15 protein-coding genes and 1 pseudogene are annotated in these 20,637 nt (G+C 71.7%); 7 read left to right on the forward strand and 9 right to left on the reverse strand.

Going from position 1 to position 20,637, the window contains the following annotated elements; translation table 11 throughout:
* Positions 1 to 54: 54 nt before the first annotated feature.
* Both IH54_RS0121760 and IH54_RS0121765 read right to left on the reverse strand, forming a co-directional pair.
* Positions 55 to 816, reverse strand: coding sequence for a DUF72 domain-containing protein (locus tag IH54_RS0121760; RefSeq protein WP_031519316.1), 762 nt, complete (start codon positions 814 to 816; stop codon positions 55 to 57).
* Positions 817 to 1,110: 294 nt separating this feature from the next.
* On the reverse strand, positions 1,111 to 2,538 hold the full coding sequence (locus tag IH54_RS0121765; protein ID WP_078862420.1) for a serine/threonine-protein kinase: 1,428 nt from the start codon (positions 2,536 to 2,538) through the stop codon (positions 1,111 to 1,113).
* Between the two features lie 76 nt (positions 2,539 to 2,614).
* Between IH54_RS0121765 and IH54_RS47020 the strand changes: the two are divergent.
* Positions 2,615 to 2,911, forward strand: a pseudogene (locus IH54_RS47020) (hypothetical protein); the annotation flags it as partial.
* On the opposite strand, the gene IH54_RS0121770 reads toward IH54_RS47020, so the two are convergent.
* The 5 genes from IH54_RS0121770 to IH54_RS0121790 form a co-directional block, all read right to left on the reverse strand.
* The gene (locus tag IH54_RS0121770; protein WP_234343690.1) at positions 2,900 to 3,511 is read right to left on the reverse strand and encodes a hypothetical protein; all 612 of its coding nucleotides are present in this window, start codon (positions 3,509 to 3,511) and stop codon (positions 2,900 to 2,902) included. The pseudogene IH54_RS47020 and the gene IH54_RS0121770 overlap by 12 nt on opposite strands.
* A gap of 262 nt (positions 3,512 to 3,773) precedes the next feature.
* The gene (locus IH54_RS0121775; RefSeq protein WP_107060228.1) at positions 3,774 to 4,580 is read right to left on the reverse strand and encodes a GNAT family N-acetyltransferase; all 807 of its coding nucleotides are present in this window, start codon (positions 4,578 to 4,580) and stop codon (positions 3,774 to 3,776) included.
* Positions 4,581 to 4,683: 103 nt separating this feature from the next.
* Positions 4,684 to 5,700: a transporter substrate-binding domain-containing protein gene (locus tag IH54_RS0121780; protein WP_031519327.1), complete on the reverse strand. Its 1,017-nt coding sequence runs from the start codon at positions 5,698 to 5,700 to the stop codon at positions 4,684 to 4,686.
* Between the two features lie 32 nt (positions 5,701 to 5,732).
* The gene (locus IH54_RS0121785) at positions 5,733 to 6,527 is read right to left on the reverse strand and encodes an amino acid ABC transporter ATP-binding protein (RefSeq protein WP_031519329.1); all 795 of its coding nucleotides are present in this window, start codon (positions 6,525 to 6,527) and stop codon (positions 5,733 to 5,735) included.
* The gene (locus IH54_RS0121790) at positions 6,524 to 7,525 is read right to left on the reverse strand and encodes an amino acid ABC transporter permease (RefSeq protein ID WP_031519332.1); all 1,002 of its coding nucleotides are present in this window, start codon (positions 7,523 to 7,525) and stop codon (positions 6,524 to 6,526) included. The genes IH54_RS0121785 and IH54_RS0121790 overlap by 4 nt, the downstream gene beginning before the upstream one ends.
* Before the next feature lie 1,031 nt (positions 7,526 to 8,556).
* Between IH54_RS0121790 and IH54_RS0121795 the strand changes: the two genes are divergently transcribed.
* On the forward strand, positions 8,557 to 9,855 hold the full coding sequence (locus tag IH54_RS0121795; protein ID WP_031519335.1) for an NtaA/DmoA family FMN-dependent monooxygenase: 1,299 nt from the start codon (positions 8,557 to 8,559) through the stop codon (positions 9,853 to 9,855).
* Between the two features lie 115 nt (positions 9,856 to 9,970).
* Positions 9,971 to 11,092, forward strand: coding sequence for an LLM class flavin-dependent oxidoreductase (locus tag IH54_RS0121800; RefSeq protein ID WP_031519338.1), 1,122 nt, complete (start codon positions 9,971 to 9,973; stop codon positions 11,090 to 11,092).
* Positions 11,093 to 11,247: 155 nt separating this feature from the next.
* Here IH54_RS0121800 and IH54_RS0121805 read toward each other — a convergent pair whose 3' ends face one another.
* Together IH54_RS0121805 and IH54_RS0121815 are read right to left on the reverse strand one after the other, a co-directional pair.
* Positions 11,248 to 12,741: a S53 family peptidase gene (locus IH54_RS0121805; protein WP_159011989.1), complete on the reverse strand. Its 1,494-nt coding sequence runs from the start codon at positions 12,739 to 12,741 to the stop codon at positions 11,248 to 11,250.
* A gap of 535 nt (positions 12,742 to 13,276) precedes the next feature.
* The gene (locus IH54_RS0121815) at positions 13,277 to 15,694 is read right to left on the reverse strand and encodes a glycosyl hydrolase family 95 catalytic domain-containing protein (RefSeq protein WP_043181807.1); all 2,418 of its coding nucleotides are present in this window, start codon (positions 15,692 to 15,694) and stop codon (positions 13,277 to 13,279) included.
* A 371-nt stretch (positions 15,695 to 16,065) separates the two neighbouring features.
* Here IH54_RS0121815 and IH54_RS0121820 point away from each other — a divergent pair, with 371 nt between their 5' ends.
* From IH54_RS0121820 to IH54_RS0121840, 4 genes are all read left to right on the forward strand, one after another.
* On the forward strand, positions 16,066 to 16,896 hold the full coding sequence (locus tag IH54_RS0121820) for a DUF1963 domain-containing protein (protein ID WP_031519346.1): 831 nt from the start codon (positions 16,066 to 16,068) through the stop codon (positions 16,894 to 16,896).
* Between the two features lie 346 nt (positions 16,897 to 17,242).
* Positions 17,243 to 18,124 (forward strand): IS5 family transposase, encoded by an 882-nt coding sequence (locus tag IH54_RS43490; RefSeq protein WP_078862425.1) that lies wholly within the window; start codon positions 17,243 to 17,245, stop codon positions 18,122 to 18,124.
* Between the two features lie 53 nt (positions 18,125 to 18,177).
* Positions 18,178 to 18,702 carry an AAA family ATPase gene (locus IH54_RS0121830; RefSeq protein WP_031519351.1) on the forward strand — a complete coding sequence of 175 codons (525 nt, stop codon included), beginning with the start codon at positions 18,178 to 18,180 and terminating at the stop codon, positions 18,700 to 18,702.
* Between the two features lie 437 nt (positions 18,703 to 19,139).
* The gene (locus IH54_RS0121840) at positions 19,140 to 20,597 is read left to right on the forward strand and encodes an RICIN domain-containing protein (protein ID WP_031519353.1); all 1,458 of its coding nucleotides are present in this window, start codon (positions 19,140 to 19,142) and stop codon (positions 20,595 to 20,597) included.
* The last annotated feature ends 40 nt before the right edge of the window (positions 20,598 to 20,637 follow it).

Raw genomic sequence — 20,637 nt, forward strand, 5'->3', positions numbered from 1 at the left:
TCCCGGGGGCTGGGCAGTACGCGTCCGGGTCCGCCACCCGTCACCCGCTGCTCGTCAGAGGACGCGGCTGACGGTCCGGCCGGCGGCCCCGGCGGAGCGGGCGAACAGTCGGGCGTCGGTGACGGCCGCGCCCCCGGCGTCGTTGTTGAAGTACGCGTAGACGTCGTCCCGGTCATCGGGCCACGCCTGCCGTACGCGTTCGGCCCAGGAGCGCAGCGCCGTACGGCCGTAGCGGGGAGCCGGCTCGGCCCGCCCACCGTGCAGGCGCACGTAGCCCCAGTCGGCGGTGCGCCACAGCGGCGCCACCGGGCGCGAGCCGCGGTCCGCCCAGCACAGGGCGCTGCCGTGGCGTTCCAGCACCGCCCGCAGGTCCCGCTCGGCCTGCCACCACGAGGGGTGCCGCAGCTCGACGGCGACCCGGACCGAGCGGGGGAAGCAGCGCAGGCAGGCGCCGAGCGCGTCCGGGTCGGCTCGCAGGTTCGGCGGCAGCTGGAGCAGCACGGGCCCGAGCCGGTCCCCCAGGGCGGCAGCCCGCTCCATCAGCCGGTGCACCGGCTCCTCGGGCTCGCGCAGCCGCTTGATGTGCGTGAGGTAGCGGCTGGCCTTGACCGCCATGACGAAGCCGTCCGGCGTGCGGCGCCGCCACTGCGCGAACGTGTCGGCGGTCGGCAGCCGGTAGAAGGCGTTGTTGTTCTCCACGGTGGCGAACCGGCTCGCGTACTCCTCCAGCCACGACCGCTGCGGCACCTTCGGCGGGTAGACCACGCCACGCCAGTCCCGGTACTGCCACCCTGATGTTCCGACGAGCAGGGGCATGAGGCGATACGTGCCCGCTGCGCCCCGACACGTAACCGGCCGCCGCCCTGGCACCGCCCCCGCCGCCAGGTCCGGCTCGGCAAGTTCCTCACCGGCTGCCGCGTCGAGCCCGTACGCCCCGAATCCGCCCAAGCAGCCGGCATCCCCTGCGGCAAGGCCCGCACGCGCGACGGCTCGTCCTCGTGCAGGAGGGTGGCCGGGCCGACGCCGGGGGCCGTACGCGGCGGACGGCACGCCGCCGCACCGGCGACTCGGTCACGTCGAACGCCCTCCGGGACCGTGCCGGGCGCTGTTTCAGCCGAGGGTGTCCGTGCTCGTGGGCGGAGTGGTCGTCGCCGTGGGGCCGGGCTCCGTGGTGGCGGAGGACGGCGGGGTCGTCGGCGTCGGCGGAGCGGTGGTGGGAGAGGGATCACGAGCATCGGGCGTGGACGACGGGGCGGGGGCGGCCGGCTCGCTGCCGCCCGGCGTTCGCCGGGGCGCGGTCACGGATGTGTCGACAAGGCCCGTGGTGCTCGGCGCCCCGGGTGGCGACGGCTGCCGGTCGCTCACGGGCAGCGGTTCCTCCCCCGGCGCGGAGGTGCGGGAGGAGGGGTGGGAGCCGGGGTTCGGTGTGGCGCGGTGGTGGGCGTCGCTGGTGGCGTGCGATGTGGGGTGGCTGCCCGACTGCGGGGGTGCGGTGTGACCGTCGGACGCCGGCCAGGCGAGAGCCATGACGGCCGCCGAGATCACGGCCACGGCCGCGGTCGCCCCGGCGGCGACCGGGCCCTTGCGGTGGGCACGGACCGGCGCCGGGACCGTCACCGGCGCGGCGCCGCGGTCGCCGGGGCCCGGTCCGGGCCGCACGCCAGGGGCGTGCACGGTCACGGGGGAGGCGGGAACGGCAGGTGCGGCGCTCTGCCGGGCCGCGGCCGCGCACCAGTCCCGTACCTCCAGCGCTGTCGGCCTGGCCCGCGGGTCCTTGGCGAGCATGCGCAGGACGAACGCCTCCACCTCCTGCGGCAGGCCTGGCCGGAACTCCCGCAGCGGCGGTGCATCGCACTCCACCTGCTGGCAGAGCACCGCGAGCGGGTGCTCACCGACGAACGGAGGCCGACCGGCCAGGACCTGGTACAGGGTGCAGCCCAGGGAGTAGACGTCCGCCGCCGCGGTGAGCGGTTGCCCGCGCGCCGCCTCGGGCGACATGTACGCGCTGGTACCGGTGACCGTCCCCGCACAGGTGATCCGGGTGGTCGTCTCCTGGCCGGCGCTCTGGGCGATCCCGAAGTCCGCGATCTTCACGTTCGCGCCACCGTCCAGCAGGATGTTCGACGGCTTGATGTCCCGGTGCACCACCCCCCGCCGGTGCGCCTCCGCCAGCCCGTCGGCGATCTGCGCGCCGATACCCGCCACCCACGACGCCGGCCGCGGCTCGCGCCCCTTCACCACGTCGGCGAGGGTGGGGCCTTCGACCAGCTCCATCACCAGGTACGAACGGCCGTCCTGCGTACCGAAGTCGTAGATCTCGACAATGTGCCGGTGGTGAAGGTGGGCCTCCGTCCTGGCCTCGTGCCGGAAACGCGCCACCGCCTCCTGCGACGCCCGGGCCGAGACCAGCTTCACGGCCACGGGACGCGCCAGCCGCAGGTCCCAGGCCGCCCAGACCTCGCCCGTACCACCCCGCCCCACCACCCGATCAAGTCGATACCGATTCCCCAGCATCACCAGGACCACCTCCTTCACCACCGACCCCCAGGGTCGGCTTGCCCCGAAAGCCGCAGGCAAACAGCGGAGCACCCGGCCCCCAGCCGCAGGACTGGCGAACCCGGGCTCCACCGGAGGCGCATACGGCTGCGTGGCCATGGGCCCGTAAAGGGGCGGCCAGGCCGTCCGGCCGCGCGTGCCCTACGACCCGGCCGAGCGGATCCGCGGACGGACCGGTGGCGAGGGCACCGACAAGGGTGTGGACGCGGTCGGCTGCCGGGCCCACGCGCACAACGGTGCGCTTCCGGACCTCAAGGAGCCGGCCGTCGTGCTCAACGCCCTGGTCCGGACGGTCCGCGCCACCGGCGTGCTCGGCATCCCGGGGCTGTACGTGCCACCGTCCTCAGCCGGCCCCCGGCCCCGCGGTGCCGCCGCCCGAGCCGACTGCGTAGATCCGCTCGCGGAGCTGCTCCGCCGCCGGGTCCAGATCGGTCCACAGGTCCAGCCAGAACCGGTCCTTCCTCCCTCCGGGCCGGTCCAGCCGTACCGCGGCCCAGGAGAAGGCGCCGGTCAGGACCTCCCGCTTCGCGCCTCCGACCACCGACAGCGCGAAGGACACGGTCAGTCCGGCCCGCGTGACGACGATGCTCTCCTCGTCGTCGGGGCGACGCCGGGCGAAAGTGAGGAACCGGGGCTCGTCGAGGATTTTGACCCACTCCAGGACCGCCGTCGGCACCTGCGGCAGCAGGCAGTCGAGGATCCCCCCGCGGACCGCCCCGGCAGGGTCGTCACCGAGCCAGCCGAGCCAGTGGTCCGTGCCGGTGAGCTTGGCGAAGTCGTCCTTGGGCGGCCCGTAGTCCGGGTTCTCCCTGAACTCCCCCGTCAGCTTCCCGTCCTCCCCTACGAGCCAGTAGCCATGAACCGCCTCGCCGGGGACGAAACCGTCGGGGTGACCGATGTAATCGGGATCGATGGCGGCGACCGCCCCGCCGGGATTGGCCGCGGCCTCGGCCACGAGTTCAGGCGGAGGCGACTTCCGTATCCGCTTCCGCTCGGCCGCGAAATTCCTCATAAGTCCCCTGCCCCCGCCACGTCAGCCGTCCTCCCCGCACCCTCACCCCACGTCAAGCCGTGGCGAGCGACTCCTCCCTGCGCATCGGCAACGATCCCACACGTTCCGAACGCCTGGTGCGGCGGAGAGTCGCGTGCGTCGAGGCGCTGCCCGACTTCCCGCAACCCACCGCCCGCTGCGGCGCCGGCGGCGGGCCGGGGGCGGGTCAGCGGCCGCCGGGGACCTTCAGGAGGTGGAAGACGGTGGTGCGGCGCAAGGTGAAGCCGATCGACTCGTAGAGACGTACGGCACGGGTGTTCACCGCGGCCGCGTGCAGGAACGGCGTGTCGCCGCGTGCGGTGATGCCGTCCGCCACGTGGCGGACCAGCCGGGTGGCCAGGCCCTGGCCGCGGTGCCGCTCGTCGGTGCACACCGCGCTGATCTCGGTCCAGCCGGACAGCCGCAGCCGCTCCCCCGCCATCGCCACCAGCCTGCCCTCGCGGCGGATGCCGTAGTACGCGCCCATCTCGACGGTACGCGGCAGGAAAGGCCCCGGCTTGGCGCGCCCGACCAGCTCCAGCATCTCCGGCACGTCGGCGGGGCCGAGCGCTTCCGCCTCGGGGTCGCTGCGGGTCTCCAGCGCGGTGGCCACCAGTTGCACGCCCTGCCCCGACTGTCCGGTCGCCCAGCCGTCGGGCGGCGCCGGCACCCCGGCCATCGCGAAGGAATTCCCCGGCCCGACCAGCGCGGCCAGATCCGCCCAGGACCGGGGGTCCGCGGAGTCGGCCACCGCCACGAAGGGCGACACGTCGGTGCGGTAGCGGGCAGCCTGGCCCACGGTCTCGGCAAGGTGGCGGTGCGGGCCGCTCAGTGCGGCCCAGACCGCGTTGTCCAGCACGTGCGGGCCCGTCGGCGCGGGCGGGCCGGCTTGAGCGGGCGAGCCGGTCGGCGCAGTCGTGCCCTCCGTGTACGCGGGCGGGTCCTCGGTGTGCGGTCGGGAAGGCTGGGGCCGGGGCGGGAGACTGGTGGACATGGCCGGGACGGTGCTCCGTTCTGCGCCTGCTCGTCGGCACTCGTGGAAGGTGACCTGGTCGGGGAGCCGGGGCGGTCCCGGCCCGCACGGACAGGGCAGGGGTTCAGGAGTTGCTCACCGGCAGTCCCGGCGGGTTGATCTGCGAGCTGGGCAGTCCCTCGTCGCTGAGGTTCCAGGCGGCCAGCCAGGCGCTGTACTGCCCGCCCTTGATCAGGTAGTTGATCGCGTCGGCGAGCGGCTTGACCAGCCCGCTGTCCTTCTTCGTCGTCGCGCAGATCAGCCCCTGCAGGCTCGCCCCCGCTCCGGAGAAGGTGCCCGCACTGCGGGTCGCGTTCGGTGTGCCCGCGGTCGTGGTGACGTGGTAGGCCACGCTCGGGTTGGGCGCGAAGTAGGCGTCGATCTTGCCGGAGGACAGCGCCAGGTAGGTGCTGTTGCCGTCCTGGAAGTACTTGACGGTGAGCTTCTTGCCCGCCGCCTTCAGCTGGCTCTGCCACTTCAGCAGGATCTTCTCCTGGTTGGTGCCCGAGCCCACCGCGACGGTCTTGCCCGCCAGGTTGCGGTAGTCGCCGTCGAAGTTCCAGGTGTCGTCCTTGCGGACCGCGAAGCCGAGGTTGTCCTTGCGGTAGCAGGCGAAGTCGTAGTGCTCCTTGCGCTGCTCGGTGTCGGTGATGTTGGAGAAGCCGACCTGCGACTTCCCGCTGTCCAGGCCGACGAAGAGGTTGTCCCAGGTCGCGTTGCCGAAGACCGGCTTGAGGCCGAGGACCGCGGCGACCAGCCTGCCCAGGTCGGGCTCGGAGCCGGTGAGGGTCTTCTGGTCGGTGCCCACGTAGCCGATGGGCGGGGAGCCCGAGGGCAGGAAGCCCAGCCCGATGGACAGTTCGCCCCCGTCGATGACGGACTTGGGCAGTTCGGCGCGGATCGCCGCCACCTCGGACACGGCGATGGACGTCTGCTTGGCGGCGCCGTTGGAGAGGGCGCCGACGACCACCGTGCCCTTGCCCGCATCGGCGGCAGGCGCCCCGGAGCCGGCGGAGCTGCCGCAGGCCACCAGGGTCAGGGCCAGCGAGGCCACGGCGGCGGCGGTCGGGACGGGTCTGGCGCGGTGACGCATGCGGGACATGGGGTTCCTTGGGAGTGGGGAGGGCAGCGGGGTCACAGGACCCGGCTGAGGAATTCGCGGGTGCGCTGATGCGCGGGACGGTCCAGCACCTGGGCGGGCGGTCCCTGCTCGACGATCCGGCCGCCGTCGAGGAAGACCACGGTGTCGGCGACCTCGCGGGCGAAGCCGATCTCGTGGGTGACGACGATCAGCGTGGTGCCGCTGTCGGCCAGGTCCTTGATGACGTCGAGGACCTCGCGGACCAGTTCGGGGTCCAGTGCGGACGTCGGCTCGTCGAAGAGGATCACGCCGGGCTCCAGGGCCAGCGCGCGGGCGATGGCGACGCGCTGCTGCTGGCCGCCGGACAGTTGCCGCGGGTAGGCGTCGGCCTTGTCCGCGAGCCCCACCCTGGCCAGCAGGGTGCGGGCCAGTTCCTGCGCCTGCGCCCGGTTCCTGCGGCGGGAGGCGACCGGCGCGGCGGCCACGTTGTCCAGCACGGTCAGGTGCGGGAAGAGGTTGAAGCTCTGGAAGACGAAGCCGATGCGGCCCCGCTGGGCGAGGATGGCCCGCTCGCTGAGTTCCTTGAGCCGATCCCCGTGCTGCCGGACCCCGATCAGCTCGCCGTCCACGCTGACGTGGCCGATGTCCAGCTTCTCCAGGTGGTTGACCGCCCGCAGCAGCGTGGACTTCCCCGAGCCCGACGGCCCGAGGATCACCGTGACCTGTCCCGGCTGCACGCTCAGGTCGACGCCGGAGAGCACCTGGTGGGTGCCGTACCACTTGTGCGCGTTGTGGACGGTCACCGCGGCAGGCCGCGGTACGGCGCTGTCCTCGACGACGACGCTCATCCGGCCGCTCCGATCGCGATCCGCGCCCGCAGGTCCCGCAACCGGGTACGGAGCTGCTGCAGCGGTGTGGGTGGCAGGGTGCGCAGCGCGCCACGGGAGAAGTACCGCTCGACGTAGAACTGGATCAGCGACACCACGCTGGTGAGGACGACGTACCAGGTCGTGGCGACCAGCAGCAGCGGGACGACGTCGCTCGGGTAGGTGCTGCCCAGCGACTCGACCTGGCCGAACAGGTCGAGCAGCGAGACGTAGAACACCAGGGAGGTGCTCTTGACCAGGCCGATCAGCTGGTTGACGTAGCCGGGCACGATGGTCCGCAGGGCCTGCGGGAAGACGATCCGGGTGAACTGGTAGCCGCGCGGCATGCCGAGGGCGGCTGCCGCCTCGTGCTGCCCCTGGTCCACCGAGAGCACTCCGCCCCTGACCACCTCCGCGGCGAAGGCCGCCTCGTTGAGGCTGAGGCCGACGATCGCGACCACCTGCTCGGAGGCGAGCTTCGACTCGTCGAAGTGCACGAAGCCCGGGCCGAAGGGCACACCCAGCGTCAACGTGCGGTACAGCGCACCGAAGTTGTAGAGGAAGAGCAGCAGCACGATCAGCGGTATCGAGCGCAGCAGCCAGACGTACACCCAGCTGACGGTGCGCAGCACCGGGCTGCGCGACAGCCGCGCCGTCGCGAGCACGATCCCGCCGAGCAGCCCGAACAGCGCGCTCCACGCCGCGACCTTGAGGGTGATCAGCAGTCCGTCGACGATCACGGGGCGCAGGAACCAGTAGCGGTACCTGTCCCACTGGAAGAAGGGGTTGGTGGCCAGTCCGTGCGCGACCTGGGCGACCAGGACCAGGACCACGGCGGTCAGCAGCCAGCGCCCCGGGTGCCGCAGCGGGATCACCCGCTGGGCGGACAGCACCTCGGACGGCTTGCCGGACGGGGGTTCCGGTCTCGGGGTGTCGAGTGGGGGCGGTCCTGCCGTGGCAGGCGGGGACGAATCGTTCATCGGGTGACTCCAGCGCGAAGCAGGGGCGCCGCACGGCTGAGGCGGCGAGCCGGCCGGGGAGGCGGTGCGGTGACGGCCAGGGCTGTGCACGGAAGGTGCGCCGGCAGGCGGGAGGGGACGGAGGCGCTGCGGGAATCGCGCGGCGGCCGCGGGTCGGACGGGGCGTCAGCCGCGGTCGGTGATCAGCGGCGGTACGGGGCGCGGATCAGCGGCAACAGAGAGCGGCGCTGACGCGGAGCACATCGACGTGCCAGGCCAGGAAAGCCGACGTACGGCGACGTCGTCGCCACGCTGCCGTCCCGTTCCCTGCGCGCATATCGCCACCATCGTCCGTGTGCGGGTGCCGCGTCGTTGCCGCGGCCGGCGGTGTTCCGGCTCGGGCCGTAACGTTCGCAGCGGTGGCAGGCAGTGTCAACGACGGACCGCCGGGAATGTCCGCCCCCGTACCCAATGTCCCGCGGCCATGGGCCGTGGTTTCACACGCCGTTCAAAAACCGCGGCCCGGCCGTTGGCGGCAGGCGGCCACGTCGTGCGGTGGCGCCGTCGCGGAAGGCCCGTCCCCGGGGCGATCCGGGGGCGGCACCGCACCGGCGCGGCGGCCAGGGGACCTTGACAAGGCCCGCCGTCCTGCACGTACGTTCGTTCCGCACCATCCACCCGCATCACGCGGCCGGGGCGCACCCGGGACCGCGGAGCAGTGCCCGGCCCTCGCGGCCCGGGCCGATCGGAGCCGTCGTGAAGGGATCGCGCGTCGTGTCGGTCGCAGTCGCGGTTACGCGGCCCGGCTGGACGAAGCGTCGGCACGTCGACCTGTGCCGGACCCACACCACGCTCTGTCGCTGACGATCCGCCGCCCACGGCGGCGCCTTTCTCCCCTCTTCCGCGTGTGCACCGCCGCGCGCACACGCCCCCGGCAGCAGCATCCCCGCGCATCGGTGTGCGCGCTCCCCGCTGCCGGTCAGTGCCGTAGAAGACGACGATCCCCGGCCCCATGACGCCAACGGCGCCGCCGGTTGAGAAGGGACGCCCCCGTGAGCGCGACACCTCCCAGGACGCTGAAGACCGTGACCGGAGCCGGCGGTGTGTCGGAGACCTACGACCTGGCCGTCGATCCGGAGCGGTCCACGCTGGACACCGCGCTGCGGGTCGCGGCGCTCGCCGAGGCGGCGCGGATCGACGCGCTGTTCACCGCCGACCTGCTGAGCTTCGGAGCGCAAGGAGCGATCGGCTCGCAGGAGCCGCTCGTCTTCGTGTCCGCGCTGAGTGCCGTGACCTCGCGGATCGGCCTGATCGCGACCGTGTCGAGCACCTTCCACCACCCGTACAACCTGGCGCGGCTGTTCGGCACGCTCGACCACGTCAGCAACGGGCGGGCCGCGTGGAATCTGGTGACCTCCTCGCTCGGGGAGGAGAACTTCGGTCCGGGCGGGCTGCCGGACCCTGAGGAGCGCTATGCGCGGGCCGCCGAGACGATGGAGGTCGTCAACGCGCTGTGGGACAGCTGGCAGCCGGGTGCGCTGACCCGCGGGCCGGACGGCACCGCGGTGCTCGACCCCGCCAGGGTCCGGCCCATCGACCACCGTGGCCGGTACTTCTCGGTGGCGGGCCCGCTCAACATCCCGCCGCTGCCGCAGCGCCGCCCGGTGCAGTTCCAGGCCGGGCAGTCCGACGCGGGCCGGACGCTGGGCGCACGGTACGCCGAAGTGGTGTTCACCTCGCTGCCCACGCTGGACGTCGCGCTGGACTTCACCCGCAAGATCCGGGCCCAGGCCGCGGAGTTCGGCCGGCCCGGCGGACTGCCGCTGATCTTCAGCTCCTTCCACGCCACCTACGGCGCGACGGAGGAGGAGGCGCGGCGGCTGGTGCGCGAGCGCCGCGAGGCGATCGACTTCGAGCGCGGCCGGGCGCAGGTGGCCGACATGCTCGGCGGCGGCGTCGACCTGTCGGACCTGCCGCTGGACGCGAAGCTCCCGGAGAGCCTGCTGCCTGACGTCACGTCGGTGAACCGGCGGCGGGGCCGCGTGGACATCTTCGCCGGGTACGCGCGGCAGGGCTACACCCTGCGGGAGCTCGTCGTCGCCGCGCAGGACACCGGTCACTGGGCGGCCGCGGGCACCCCGGAGCAGCTGGCCGACGCGGTGGAGGAGCGCTTCCGGGCCGGGGTGCTGGATGTCATCACCCTCGGCGGCCTCGCCGACCCGCGCGAGCACGACTTCGTCGTCAACGGTCTGCTGCACGAGCTGCGCAAGCGGAAGATCGTCGCCGACGACTACGCCGGGACGACGCTGCGCGAGAACCTCGGCCTCGAACTGCGCCCGCAGGGCGGCTGACAGCCGGCGGAGGTCCCGGCCGCGTGCCACGCGCCCGGCCCCGGCCCCGACGCCGCCACCCGTTCCGACGCCCCCCTTCCCGCACCCACCGCTTCCACGACGAAAGGCCCCTGCCATGCCCGTCGAGTTCCTCGGTATCGCCGCCACCAACGACGGCTCGGAAACCACCCCGCGCAGCGGCGCGTCCTTCGACAGGGACTACACGCTGCGGCTCGCCCGCGCCCACGAGGACCACGGCTGGGACCGGGTGCTGTTCGCGTACAGCTCCGCCTCGCCGGAGCCGGGTACCGCCGCGGCGTACATCGCCGCGCGCACCGAACGCCTGCAGATCCTGCTCGCGCACCGCCCCAACGTGTCCTACCCGACCTTCGCCGCCCGGGAGTTCGCGACCCTCGACCAGATCAGCGACGGCCGGCTCGCCGTGCACTTCATCACCGGCGGCAGCGACCACGAGCAGCAGCGCGAGGGCGACGTTCTGGGCAAGGACGAGCGCTACGCACGCACCCGGGAATACATCGAGATCGTCAAGCGCGTGTGGACCGAGCACGAGGCGTTCGACCACGAGGGCGCGCACTACCGCTTCCACGACTACGTCTCCGACGTCTTCCCGGTGCGGCAACCGCACCCGGACGTCTCGTTCGGCGGCTCGTCGCCGGCCGCCTACGCGGCCGGCGGCGCCGTCGCCGACATCTACGCGCTGTGGGGCGAGCCGCTGGCCGAGACCGCCCAGCAGATCGAAGCGGTCAAGGCCGCCGCGCTGGCGGCGGGGCGCAGCACTCCGCCGCGCATCCAGGTCGCCTTCCGGCCGATCATCGCGCCGACCGAGGAGCTGGCCTGGGAGAAGGCGCACCGCACGGTTTCCGCCATCGAGCAGCGCCGGGCGGCGGGCACCTGGCGGCGGCGCGGCGGCGACGCCCCGCAGAACACCGGATCGCAGCGGCTGATCGGCATCGCCGAGCAGGGCGAGCGCTACGACCGCGCGCTGTGGACCCGCACAGCGGCGGTCACCGGCGGCGCGGGCAACTCCAACGCCCTGGTCGGCACGCCGGAGACCGTCGCGCAGGCCCTGCTGGACTACATCGACCTCGGCGTCGACATCATCTCGGCCCGTGGCTACGACCTGCTGGGTGACGCCGTCGACTTCGGGCGGTACGTCATTCCCCTGGTGCGGGCCGAGGTCGCCCGACGCGACGCGGGCCGGGCCGCACAGCCGGTGGCGGAGACGGCAAGCCGCTGAGGGCGCCTGCCCCGCCACCTGCATACGGGCACGGGGAGCTCCAGGACGCCGGTCCACCCTCCTCCCTCCCCGTGTGCTGCACACAGGCCGGGAGCGCAAAAGGGCCCCGCCGCCACCCCGTGCGGAGACAGGAGGGACGGCGGGGCCGGGGGCGGTCAGCCGATCGCGGCCGCCAGGTCGGGCAGCAGCTTCGCCGCGTCGGGGGTGCCGAGGCCCGTGACCGGATCCCAGCCGGGACCGGCGGAGTAGCCGGGGACGGTCGGGTCGGCCTGGTTGTTGCCCACCGTCACGTCGTTGAAGTCCGCCGCGTACGTCGTGGGGTTGGCGCCGAGCTGGTACAGGGCGGCGTTGATCGGGCCGAGGCCGCCGCCGTGGATCTGGTCGGCGATCGCGACAAGGCCGGCCCACTCCGGGCAGGCCAGCGAGGTGCCACCGATGTCGTACCAGCCGGTACTGCACGCGGTGGTACCGCACTTCAGGCCGCCTTGGCCGTCCGGCGGCAGGCTGAGGAACACCAGGGCGCCCGTGCCGGGAGCGGCCTGCAGGCCGATGTCGGGGACACCGCGCATCGTGCCGATGGCCGCGCTGCCGGCCGGGAGGGCGCCGCTCTGGAAGTCCGGCTTGGCGAAGACGTGGCTGTAGCCGCCGCCGGAGCCGACCCACGCGGTCTCCGCCTGGCCGGGCGTGGTGCGGCAGGCGGCCGCGGACGTGCTGTCGACGACGCGCGAGGTGGTGTTCTGGGGGGCGGTGCACAGGTTCGTGCCGCCCACGCCGGTCACCAGCGGATCGGAGGCCGGCCAGTCGACGGTCGGATACGGGATGTCGCTTCCGCCCTTGCCGACCGGTGTCTTCATGGAGTTGGCGGTGCCGCCGTCACCGGAAGAGCCGAGGACGGTGACGCCGTTCGCGGCCGCGTCCTGGAAGGCGTACCGCAGGGACTGCAGGGAGTTCGCGTTGTGGAAGGCTTCCTCGGTCGAGGCGAAGGACTGCGAGATGACCGTGGCCAGGTGGTTCTTCACCACGTAGTCCTCGGCCGCCATCAGCTGCGGGAAGCCCTGCACGCCGAGGGTCTCAGCGGTCGACGTGGCGACCAGCAGGATGTTCGCACCGGGTGCCATGGCGTGGGCCGTCTCGACGTCGAGCGCCACCTCCAGGGCCCAGGCGCTCTTGTCCTCCTGCCCGGTGCCCTTGCTGGTGGGCGGCGGCGCCTTGGTGGCGGGGCTGCCCTGGAGGTGCAGTTCGCTGAAGGTCGGCATGCCCGGCGCGCACGTCACGCCTTCCTCGCCGCACATGGGTGCCACACCGAACGCCTGGTCGAAGACGTGCAGGTCGTGGGCCATCGTGTCGCTGCCGTACGCGTCGAGGATCGCGATCGTCTGACCGCGGCCGTCGAGCCCCTGCGCGTGCAGCGGCCCCACGTTGTACGACGCGCGTATCGCCTGGGGCGAGAAGCAACTGCGGTTGACCGATGCGCACTGAGCCTGGGTCGGCGGGGTGTCACTGGTCGTGAGCTGGGTGAAGTCCGCGACGGTCGGCCTGACTTGTGGATAGGCGGCCTGGGCCGTGGCCGGCACCGCGAGGGTGCCCGCCGCGGCAAGGGCGAAAATCCCCGCCCCTGTCGTGAGCCAACGTCTGACAGTTCGTGCCATTCTTGTCGGTCCTCCCGGGGAACAGCCGGAATGCTTCGGAGAAGAACATGTGTCCGCCGTGTCGGGAGGTGGGGGGATTGCGTGACACAACCGGTGGTGCGGACGGGCAGAGCGTAGTGTCCGCGTACCTCGCGGACAAGAGTTGGCACCACTCCGCGTGGTGGCGATCCTTCCCGGGTGCGCGGGGAAACGGAGCGGGGCGTACCGGCGTCAGTGCCCGCCGGTCGGCACCCCGCGCTGACCACGCGTCAGCACGGTTGCGGACCGGGTGCGGGCCTTGAGGCCCCACGCCCCTCCGCCGCAGGCCAGGCGGCCTACCACCGCCTCACCTGCACGTGGAAGCGGACGGTCCCGCCTGTGCCCGCGGAAAGTGCCTTCCTGCTGGTACGACTGGACCTTGGACAAGCCTCATCGTTCCAGCTCAGAAGGCACTTTCGCTTCCCGGTGGCGGTCCGGGCGCAACCCCGGACGAATCGCGAGGTCAGCCGATCAGCGACGCTCGGCGCAGACGGCCCCGCGAGGTGTCAGAGAGACGTCAGAGAGGCGTGATCACATACTCCCCGCCTGCCTCGGTCTCGAACACGGCAACAGTGCTTTCGGGGCGCGTCACTTCTGGGCCGGCGCCGCCTGTGGAGTGCACGGCGACCGGGGCGGCGGTGCGCAGTCGGACGGTGCCGCCCTGGCGCGCCGCCAGGTGGGCGTGGGTCAGCGCTCCGTCGAGCCAGTCGAGGCTGACGGTGAGGCCGCCGCGGGCGAGGAGGCCTGTGACCCGGCCCTCGGGGAGCTGCGGCGGCAGGGCGGGCAGCAGATGGACGTCACCGGTGTGGGACTGGAGCAGCCATTCGGCCACGCCCGCGGCGGCGCCGAAGTTGCCGTCGATCTGGAACGGCGGGTGCAGGTCGAACAGGTTCGGGGCCGTGTGGTCGGTGGTGAGGAGGTCGGTGAGGAGCTTGTAGGAGCGGGCGCCGTCTTCCGCGCGTGCCCAGAAATTGATCTTCCAGGCGAGGGACCAGCCGGTGCCGTCGTCGCCACGCATCTCGAGAGTCTTCAGTGCGGCCTGGAAGAGTTCCGGGGTGTCGCGCTTGGTGATCTGGTTGCTGGGGTGCAGGCCGTACAGGTGGGAGATGTGGCGGTGCTGCTGCTCGGGCGCACCCGCGTCCCAGTCCTGCTGCCACTCCTGCAGCTGTCCCAGGGCGCCGATCTTCATGGGGGGCAGCTGGGCGCGGGCTTGGCGCACCCGGTCGGCGTACGGGCTGGTGGTGCCGAGCGCGTCGCAGGCGGCGAGGTAGCCGTCGAAGAGGTCGCGCAGGATCTGGTTGTCCATCGTCGGGCCCGCACATGCGGACACGTCGGGGTGGTGGGCGTTCTCGGGCGAGACGGACGGACAGGTCACCAGGTACCCGGTGGTGGGGTCCGGGACCAGCGCGTCGAGGAAGAAGCGGACCGCTCCCTCCACGACGGGCAGCCGGCGGCGCAGGGCCGCGGTGTCGCCGGTGAAGCGGTAGTGCTCCCACACGGAGGTGGCCAGCCATGCGCCGCCGGTGGGCCACATCCCCCAGAAGGCTCCGTCCACGGGCGCGGTGCCGCGCCAGACGTCGGTGTTGTGGTGGGCGACCCAGCCGTCGGCTCCGTACTGGACCCTGGCGGTCTTCTGTCCGGCCTGGGCGAGGTCGTCGAGGAGGGCGAAGATCGGCTCCCAGCACTCCAGGAGGTTGGTGGTGGGCGCGGGCCAGTAGTTCATCTCCGTGTTGATGTTGATCGTGTACTTGGAGCTCCAGGGCGGGGACAGCTGGTCGTTCCAGATGCCCTGCAGGTTGGCGGGCTGTGTACCGGGCCGGGACGAAGAGATGAGCAGGTAGCGGCCGAACTGGTGGTGCAGGGCCACCAGTTGCGGGTCCTCGGTCTGGGAGAACGCGGCCACCCGCCGATCGGTCGGCGCCGCCGCCGCCTCCGTGGTACCGAGGTCGAGCGTGACGCGGCGGAAGAGCGCGCGGTGGTCGCGCACGTGCCGGGAGCGCAACTGCCCGTACGGGGTGTCGGCTGCGGCGTTCAGCGGGCGCTCGGCGCGGGCACGGTGGTCGCCCGAGACGTCCCGGTAGTCGTTGTAGCTGGTGCCGACGGACACCAGCAGGGTCACCGCGTCGGCCCCGTCCACGGCAAGCGTGCCGTTCTCGCTGCGCACGACGCCCCCTTCGGAACGGGCACGGACCAGGGCGCGGAAGCGGACCCCGCCCGTGACCCCCTCACGCGTCTGCCCGGTCCCCTCCAGAGCGGCGGTGATCCGGTCCGGGGAGGACGTCTGGGCCTGCTGCGGACTGTCGAAGGTCGCGGTGAACGACAGGGCACCGGGGGTGTCCGCGGTCAGCCGGACCACCATCACCTGGTCGACATGGCTGGCGAACGCCTCGCGACGGTACGCCACTCCGTCGCGGACGTACGCCGTGGTGGCTACGGCGGTGTCCAGGTCCAGTTCACGACGGTAGGAGCTGACCGCACCTGTGCCCGGGATCGTCAGGCGCAGGTTGCCGACCGTCTGGTACATCAACTCTGCGACCGGGCTGCCCAGGAAGGTGGAGTTGATCAGGTCCTGAGCGGATCCCCACTCGCCGGCGAAGACTCGGCGCCGGATCTCGGGGAGGTTCGCCAGACCCTGAGGGTTGGCGGGTTCGTAGGGGCCTCCCGCCCACAGGGTGTCTTCGTTCAGCTGGAACTGCTCGGTGTCCACTCCGCCGAACACCATGGCGCCGAGGCGGCCGTTGCCGAGCGGCAACGCCTCCAGCCACTCACCGGCGGGCTTGTCGTACCAGAGGGCGAGGCGGGATGCCTCAGGAGTGACGGCATCCTCCGTTCCTGAGGCGCTCTGCGGTGCCGCGGCCGCCACGGCGGGCGGGAGGCCGACGGTGAGTGCGGCGGACGCGCCTGCGGAGGCAACGAGAAAGTCTCTTCGTTCCATGGGAATGCCTGCCTTTCGATCGTCGAGGGCGCCGATCCACTACGCGAGACACCTCACGAGGGTGAGGACGCCCCGGAGGGCTGTCTCGGCGCGCCATGGCGACCACCCGTCGTCGTGTGTCAAGGAGATGTCCTCGCTGCCATGGCAAACGCTAGACATAGGATGAATTTATAGAGCCGGCTGACCCAACTGTCCATCCCCCGGGAGGAAGTTCATGGATCACCCCGTCTCAACTCCGCATTTGCGGAGGGGGTGCATGCGCGGACATGTGGAGCTATCCGATCTCTTCCGCAATGATGGGATGTACTGCTACGTGCCGCAGCCTGGGCGACGAGCGGGGAGCAGCCACGGGGGTCTGGCAGTATCCCGCCATGGATTATCAACAGCGGTTCGGGCGCACGGCGATCGAGCGGGGCGTTCCGGAGGACGAGGTCGGCGAGTTCGCCGGGCTGTTGCGGTTCGGGATCTGGACGAACCCGGTCTACGGCGGCGTTCCGGTCGGGCAGCGCGGCGGGTTGCCCCGGCTGCCGGTGGGCATGCAGTGGCCGTCCTCCGAGTCGGGGCCGCTGCCGTTCGTCGCCTCGTACGACTGTGCGGCGCTGCCCCGGGTTGACGGCCTCGCCCTGCCCGCGGACGGTTCACTGCTCTTCTTCCTGCACCACGCGGCCGCATACGAGGTGCACCTCGACGAGTGCGCCGAAGACGCCGAGAACGTCGTCCGCGAGCAGCAGTACGCGCGGGTCGTGTACGTGCCGGCCGGAACCGGGACCGTGACGGCGGAGGAACCCGAGTACGGCGATTACGAGGACGCCGGGGACCCCTTCGTCGGGGAGGAGACCACGTTCTTCGCCACCGTGACACCGGTCCTGCCCTGGTTCGCATACTGGCCTCACGTGTCGGACAGCCAGGAGTACGTGGACTGCGTCCTGCCGCACGAGGAGGAGCTCTGCGCCCTGGTCGAAGAGCTCTGGCCGAAGCCCAAGGGCGGCCCTTTCGTGGCCATCGGCGGATACACCAAGGACGTCGGCCATCCGTACGGCACCCCGGAGGAAAGGATGGGGGTGAACAGGCGCGAGTGGACGCCGCTCGCGCAGTTCAGCAGGCAACGCGACATCTACGAGGGGCGTTTCCTGATCCGCGACGAAGACCTCGCCGCCCGTCGTTTTGACAAGGCCCTCTCGTTCACGGCGTTCACCGAGTAGCCGCGAGCCACCCGACCGCCACCGCCCCGATCCTCCGGAACGGGCCGCCGAGGGGTTCGGCGGCTCCATGACGAGGGCGGGCGCCCGACGGCATGTCGCCGGGCGCCCCTTGCGGGAGCAGAGGGTCAGCCGATCACTCGGTCACCGGCCGTTGCCGACGGCTACTCGTGGCTCCGCACCGAGCGCGCTGCCCACCCGCTTCCCCCTCCGACCCACTCCTCTCCCAAGGTCCTTGTGCCGTCTCCCCCGGGTTCCACCTCGATCCACAACAAGCCGTCCGCTGCCCGCCCCTAGGTCCTGGCGGATCATGTGACGATCGCCTCGCGTGGGGACCATTGTTCGGTACGTGGGGCGGGGCGGTCTGACGAATGATGAGTGGACGCGACTTACGCCCCATCTGCCGAAGTCCGGGGACCGGGGCGGGCGTTGGAACGAACGCCGAACAGTGATCAATGGGATCTTGTTCCGGATCCGCACGGGAGTCCCGTGGCGGGATCTGCCGAACCGGTTCGGGAGCTGGAAGACGGTCTATGAGTGTCATCGCCGGTGGTCGGCGGACGGCACCTGGGATCGGATCCTGCAAGCCATCCAGGCCGATGCCGACGCCCGGGGCCGGATCGACTGGAGCATGGTGAGCGTGGACTCCAGCTCGTGCCGAGCCCATCAGCACGCTGCCGGAGCTCCGCGCAGGACGCCGCTAGTTCCGAAGCGGAGATCGACACCTCGGCAGCACCGCTCCGACGAAGGACTCGGCCGTTCGCGCGGCGGTCTGATCTCCAAGATCCGCCTTGCCGGGGAAGGCGGCCTCCGCCCCCTGGCGCTGCTGATCACTCCTGGTCAGTGGGGCGACAGCCCGCAGCTGATCCCGGTCCTCGAACGCATCCGGGTAAAGCGCCTCGGCGGTGGGCATCCACGGACCCGTCCCGACCATTTGGGCGGCGATAAGGCATACAGTTCCCGCCGCAATCGCCGCTACCTGCGCAGACGCCAGATCAAACACACCATCCCGGAACCGAAGGACCGGCGGGCCAACCGCAGGCACCGAGGAAGTCGAGGAGGCCGGCCTGCGGGCTTCGACAAGGAGAGATACAAGCGCCGGAACGAGGTCGAGCGCACGATCAACCGGCTCAAGCACTTCCGCGCCGTGGCTACGCGCTACGACAAGCGCGCCTACGTCTTCCACGGCACTGTCACCGTGGCCTCCATCCGCCTGTGGCTCAGCCTGTGACCGGGCAGATAAAACGGTGGTCGCCTGATTGGCTTCCCTGCCACGATCTGGGTGTGACCAGGTTGTTCCTGATGGTCGGCCTGCCAGGGGCCGGAAAGACCACGCGGGCTCGGCAGCTCGCCGCGGAGCACGGCGCGCTGCGTTTGACGCCCGACGACTGGATGATTCCCCTGTTCGGCGAGGGGGAGGCGGACGGGAAGCGCGACGTGCTGGAGGGGCGCATGCTCTGGCTCGCCTTGGAGGCGCTCAGACTGGGCACCAATGTCGTCGTGGACTACGGCTGCTGGTCACGGGACGAACGGTCTGCGATCCGCTGGCTGGCGGAGGCCGAGGAGGCGTGCTTCCACATGGTCTACCTGCCGGTGGACGACGAGACCCAACGCGCTCGTATCGCCCACCGCTGGGCTACCACCCCCCAGGAGACGTTGCCGATGTCCGAGGCCGACATCCTGCACGGGCGGGCGCATTTTGAGGAGCCCGACGCGGCGGAGCTGGAGGGCCGCAGGGTCGCTGGCCCCCCGCCCGGCTGGGTCGACTGGCGGGAGTGGGCCGCCGACCGGTGGCCGTCGTTCGCGTGACTGCTGCGGCCCACGACAACTCAGCCGTATGAGGCCCGCCTGCACGCCCGAAATGATCCGCCGGACAGGACCTAACCCTCCACGTTCACGCCCGCACACGAAGAAGCCCCTGCCCGTCGAACAGGGACTCGCTCTGCCACAACGCACTCAAGGCGACTGTCGCCGAGACGAGTGTCGGAATCTCGGGGGTCACTCCAATCCGACCGAGTTCCACCGTTCGCCGCACGGAGCCCCTCACGGTCCTGTGAGCCGTGAGGCGTACGGCGGGCGGGGGCATCCGGCGACAACTCCGCAGCGGGCATCGGGGGTTGTACGCATGGCAACGTTCCTGAGCTAGTCGGATCGGGGCGTAGCGGAGCCGGCGGCGCGCCCACTATCCCAGTGCTTGACCGCGTGGGCCGGTCCCCCGCGGACGAGCCGCCGAAGGGATGACGTCAATGGGGCTTTCGCACCAACCGCTGCACCGCAGGGTGCTGTCGACCTTGTGCAAGGTCTTCGCCGTACTCGCTCTCGCCGCAGCGGGGACCCTGAGCGTCGGGTCCGCGCCGGCGCACGCGTCCACCACCCAGTTCAAGGGCGTGAACTGGGCCGACCAGCGCGACAACTTCGTCAACGGTGTCCTCTACGTCTCCGGTCTCGGCGCGTCGGACACGTACGCGTCCGCGGGCGCGGTGGCCGACCAGGTGGTCGGGCAGCTGTACTCCGCCACCGGCGCCAACACCGTGCGGATGCCGGTCAACGAGCCGACGGTGTCGAACTACTGGGGGACGTACACCGGCGCGATCGACTCCGCGCTCGGCAAGGGCAAGGTGATCCTCGCCTACTGGGCGTACACCGGCGGCAAGCCGACGGACACCGCCGCCTTCTACCGGATGTGGGACACGATCGTCGCGAAGTACGGCAGCAACCCGAACGCCTACTTCGAGGTGATCAACGAGCCCTACGCGTACAGCACGTCCGACCTCGACAACTTCTACAACGCCTGGCTGACCAGGTATCCGGGCGTGCCGCGCGGCCGGGTGATCCTCGACGGCGCCGGCGACGCGCAGAACGTCGCCGCGGTCGGCGGCGACAGCCGCCTGAACAGCACGCTGCTGGCCGTGCACGACTACTCGTTCTTCGCGGGCTACGAGGACGAGACGAGCTGGGCGAACCACCTGGCCGGCTACATCGGCAGCTACGCGAGCCGGACGGTCGCCACCGAGTGGGGCGGGCCGATGGGGCCGGGCAGCAAGAACGGGGTGCAGTACGACGCCATCGACTACAGCATCCCGAGCGGGTCGTTCTTCGCCGACTACGTCCGCGGGGTGAGCAGCGAGCTGCGCGCCCTCGGCGTGGGCAGCGTGTACTGGCCCGGCCTGCGGGACGGCGACTGGTACAGCCTCACCACCCGGAGCGGGAGCGGTTCGGGAATCCGGCTGTCCCTGGTCAACGCGTCGGGGCTGGCCCGCCTCCAGTACGCGTGGGGCGTCGGCAGCGGCGGCGGCACGTACGTCAGGATCGTCAACGCGGCCACCGGGCTCTACCTCGACGGCGCGGGCCGGACGTCCGACGGTTCGGCCGCCGACCAGTGGAGCAGCAGCACCACCCGCGCCGAGGAGCAGTGGACGGTCGAGAACGACGGCACCTACGTGCGGATCAGGAACCGCGCCACCGGGCTCTACCTCGACGGCATGGGCCGTACCAGCGGGGCGGCCGTGGGCCAGTACGGCGACTCCAACAGCACCAACCAGCAGTGGAGCGTGCTGACGGACGGCAACAACGTGCGCATCAAGAACCGGGCCACCGGGCTGTTCGTGGACGGCATGGGGCGCACCGCCTCGGGAGCGGACCTCGGGCAGTACAGCGACAGCAACTCGACGAGCCAGCAGTGGCGGATCACCGCGGCGAGCTGACCCCCCGGGGGCCGGGACCCGTTCTGCGGGCCCCGGTCCC

Source organism: Streptomyces sp. NRRL F-5123 (assembly GCF_000721495.1).
Lineage (GTDB): Bacteria > Actinomycetota > Actinomycetes > Streptomycetales > Streptomycetaceae > Actinacidiphila.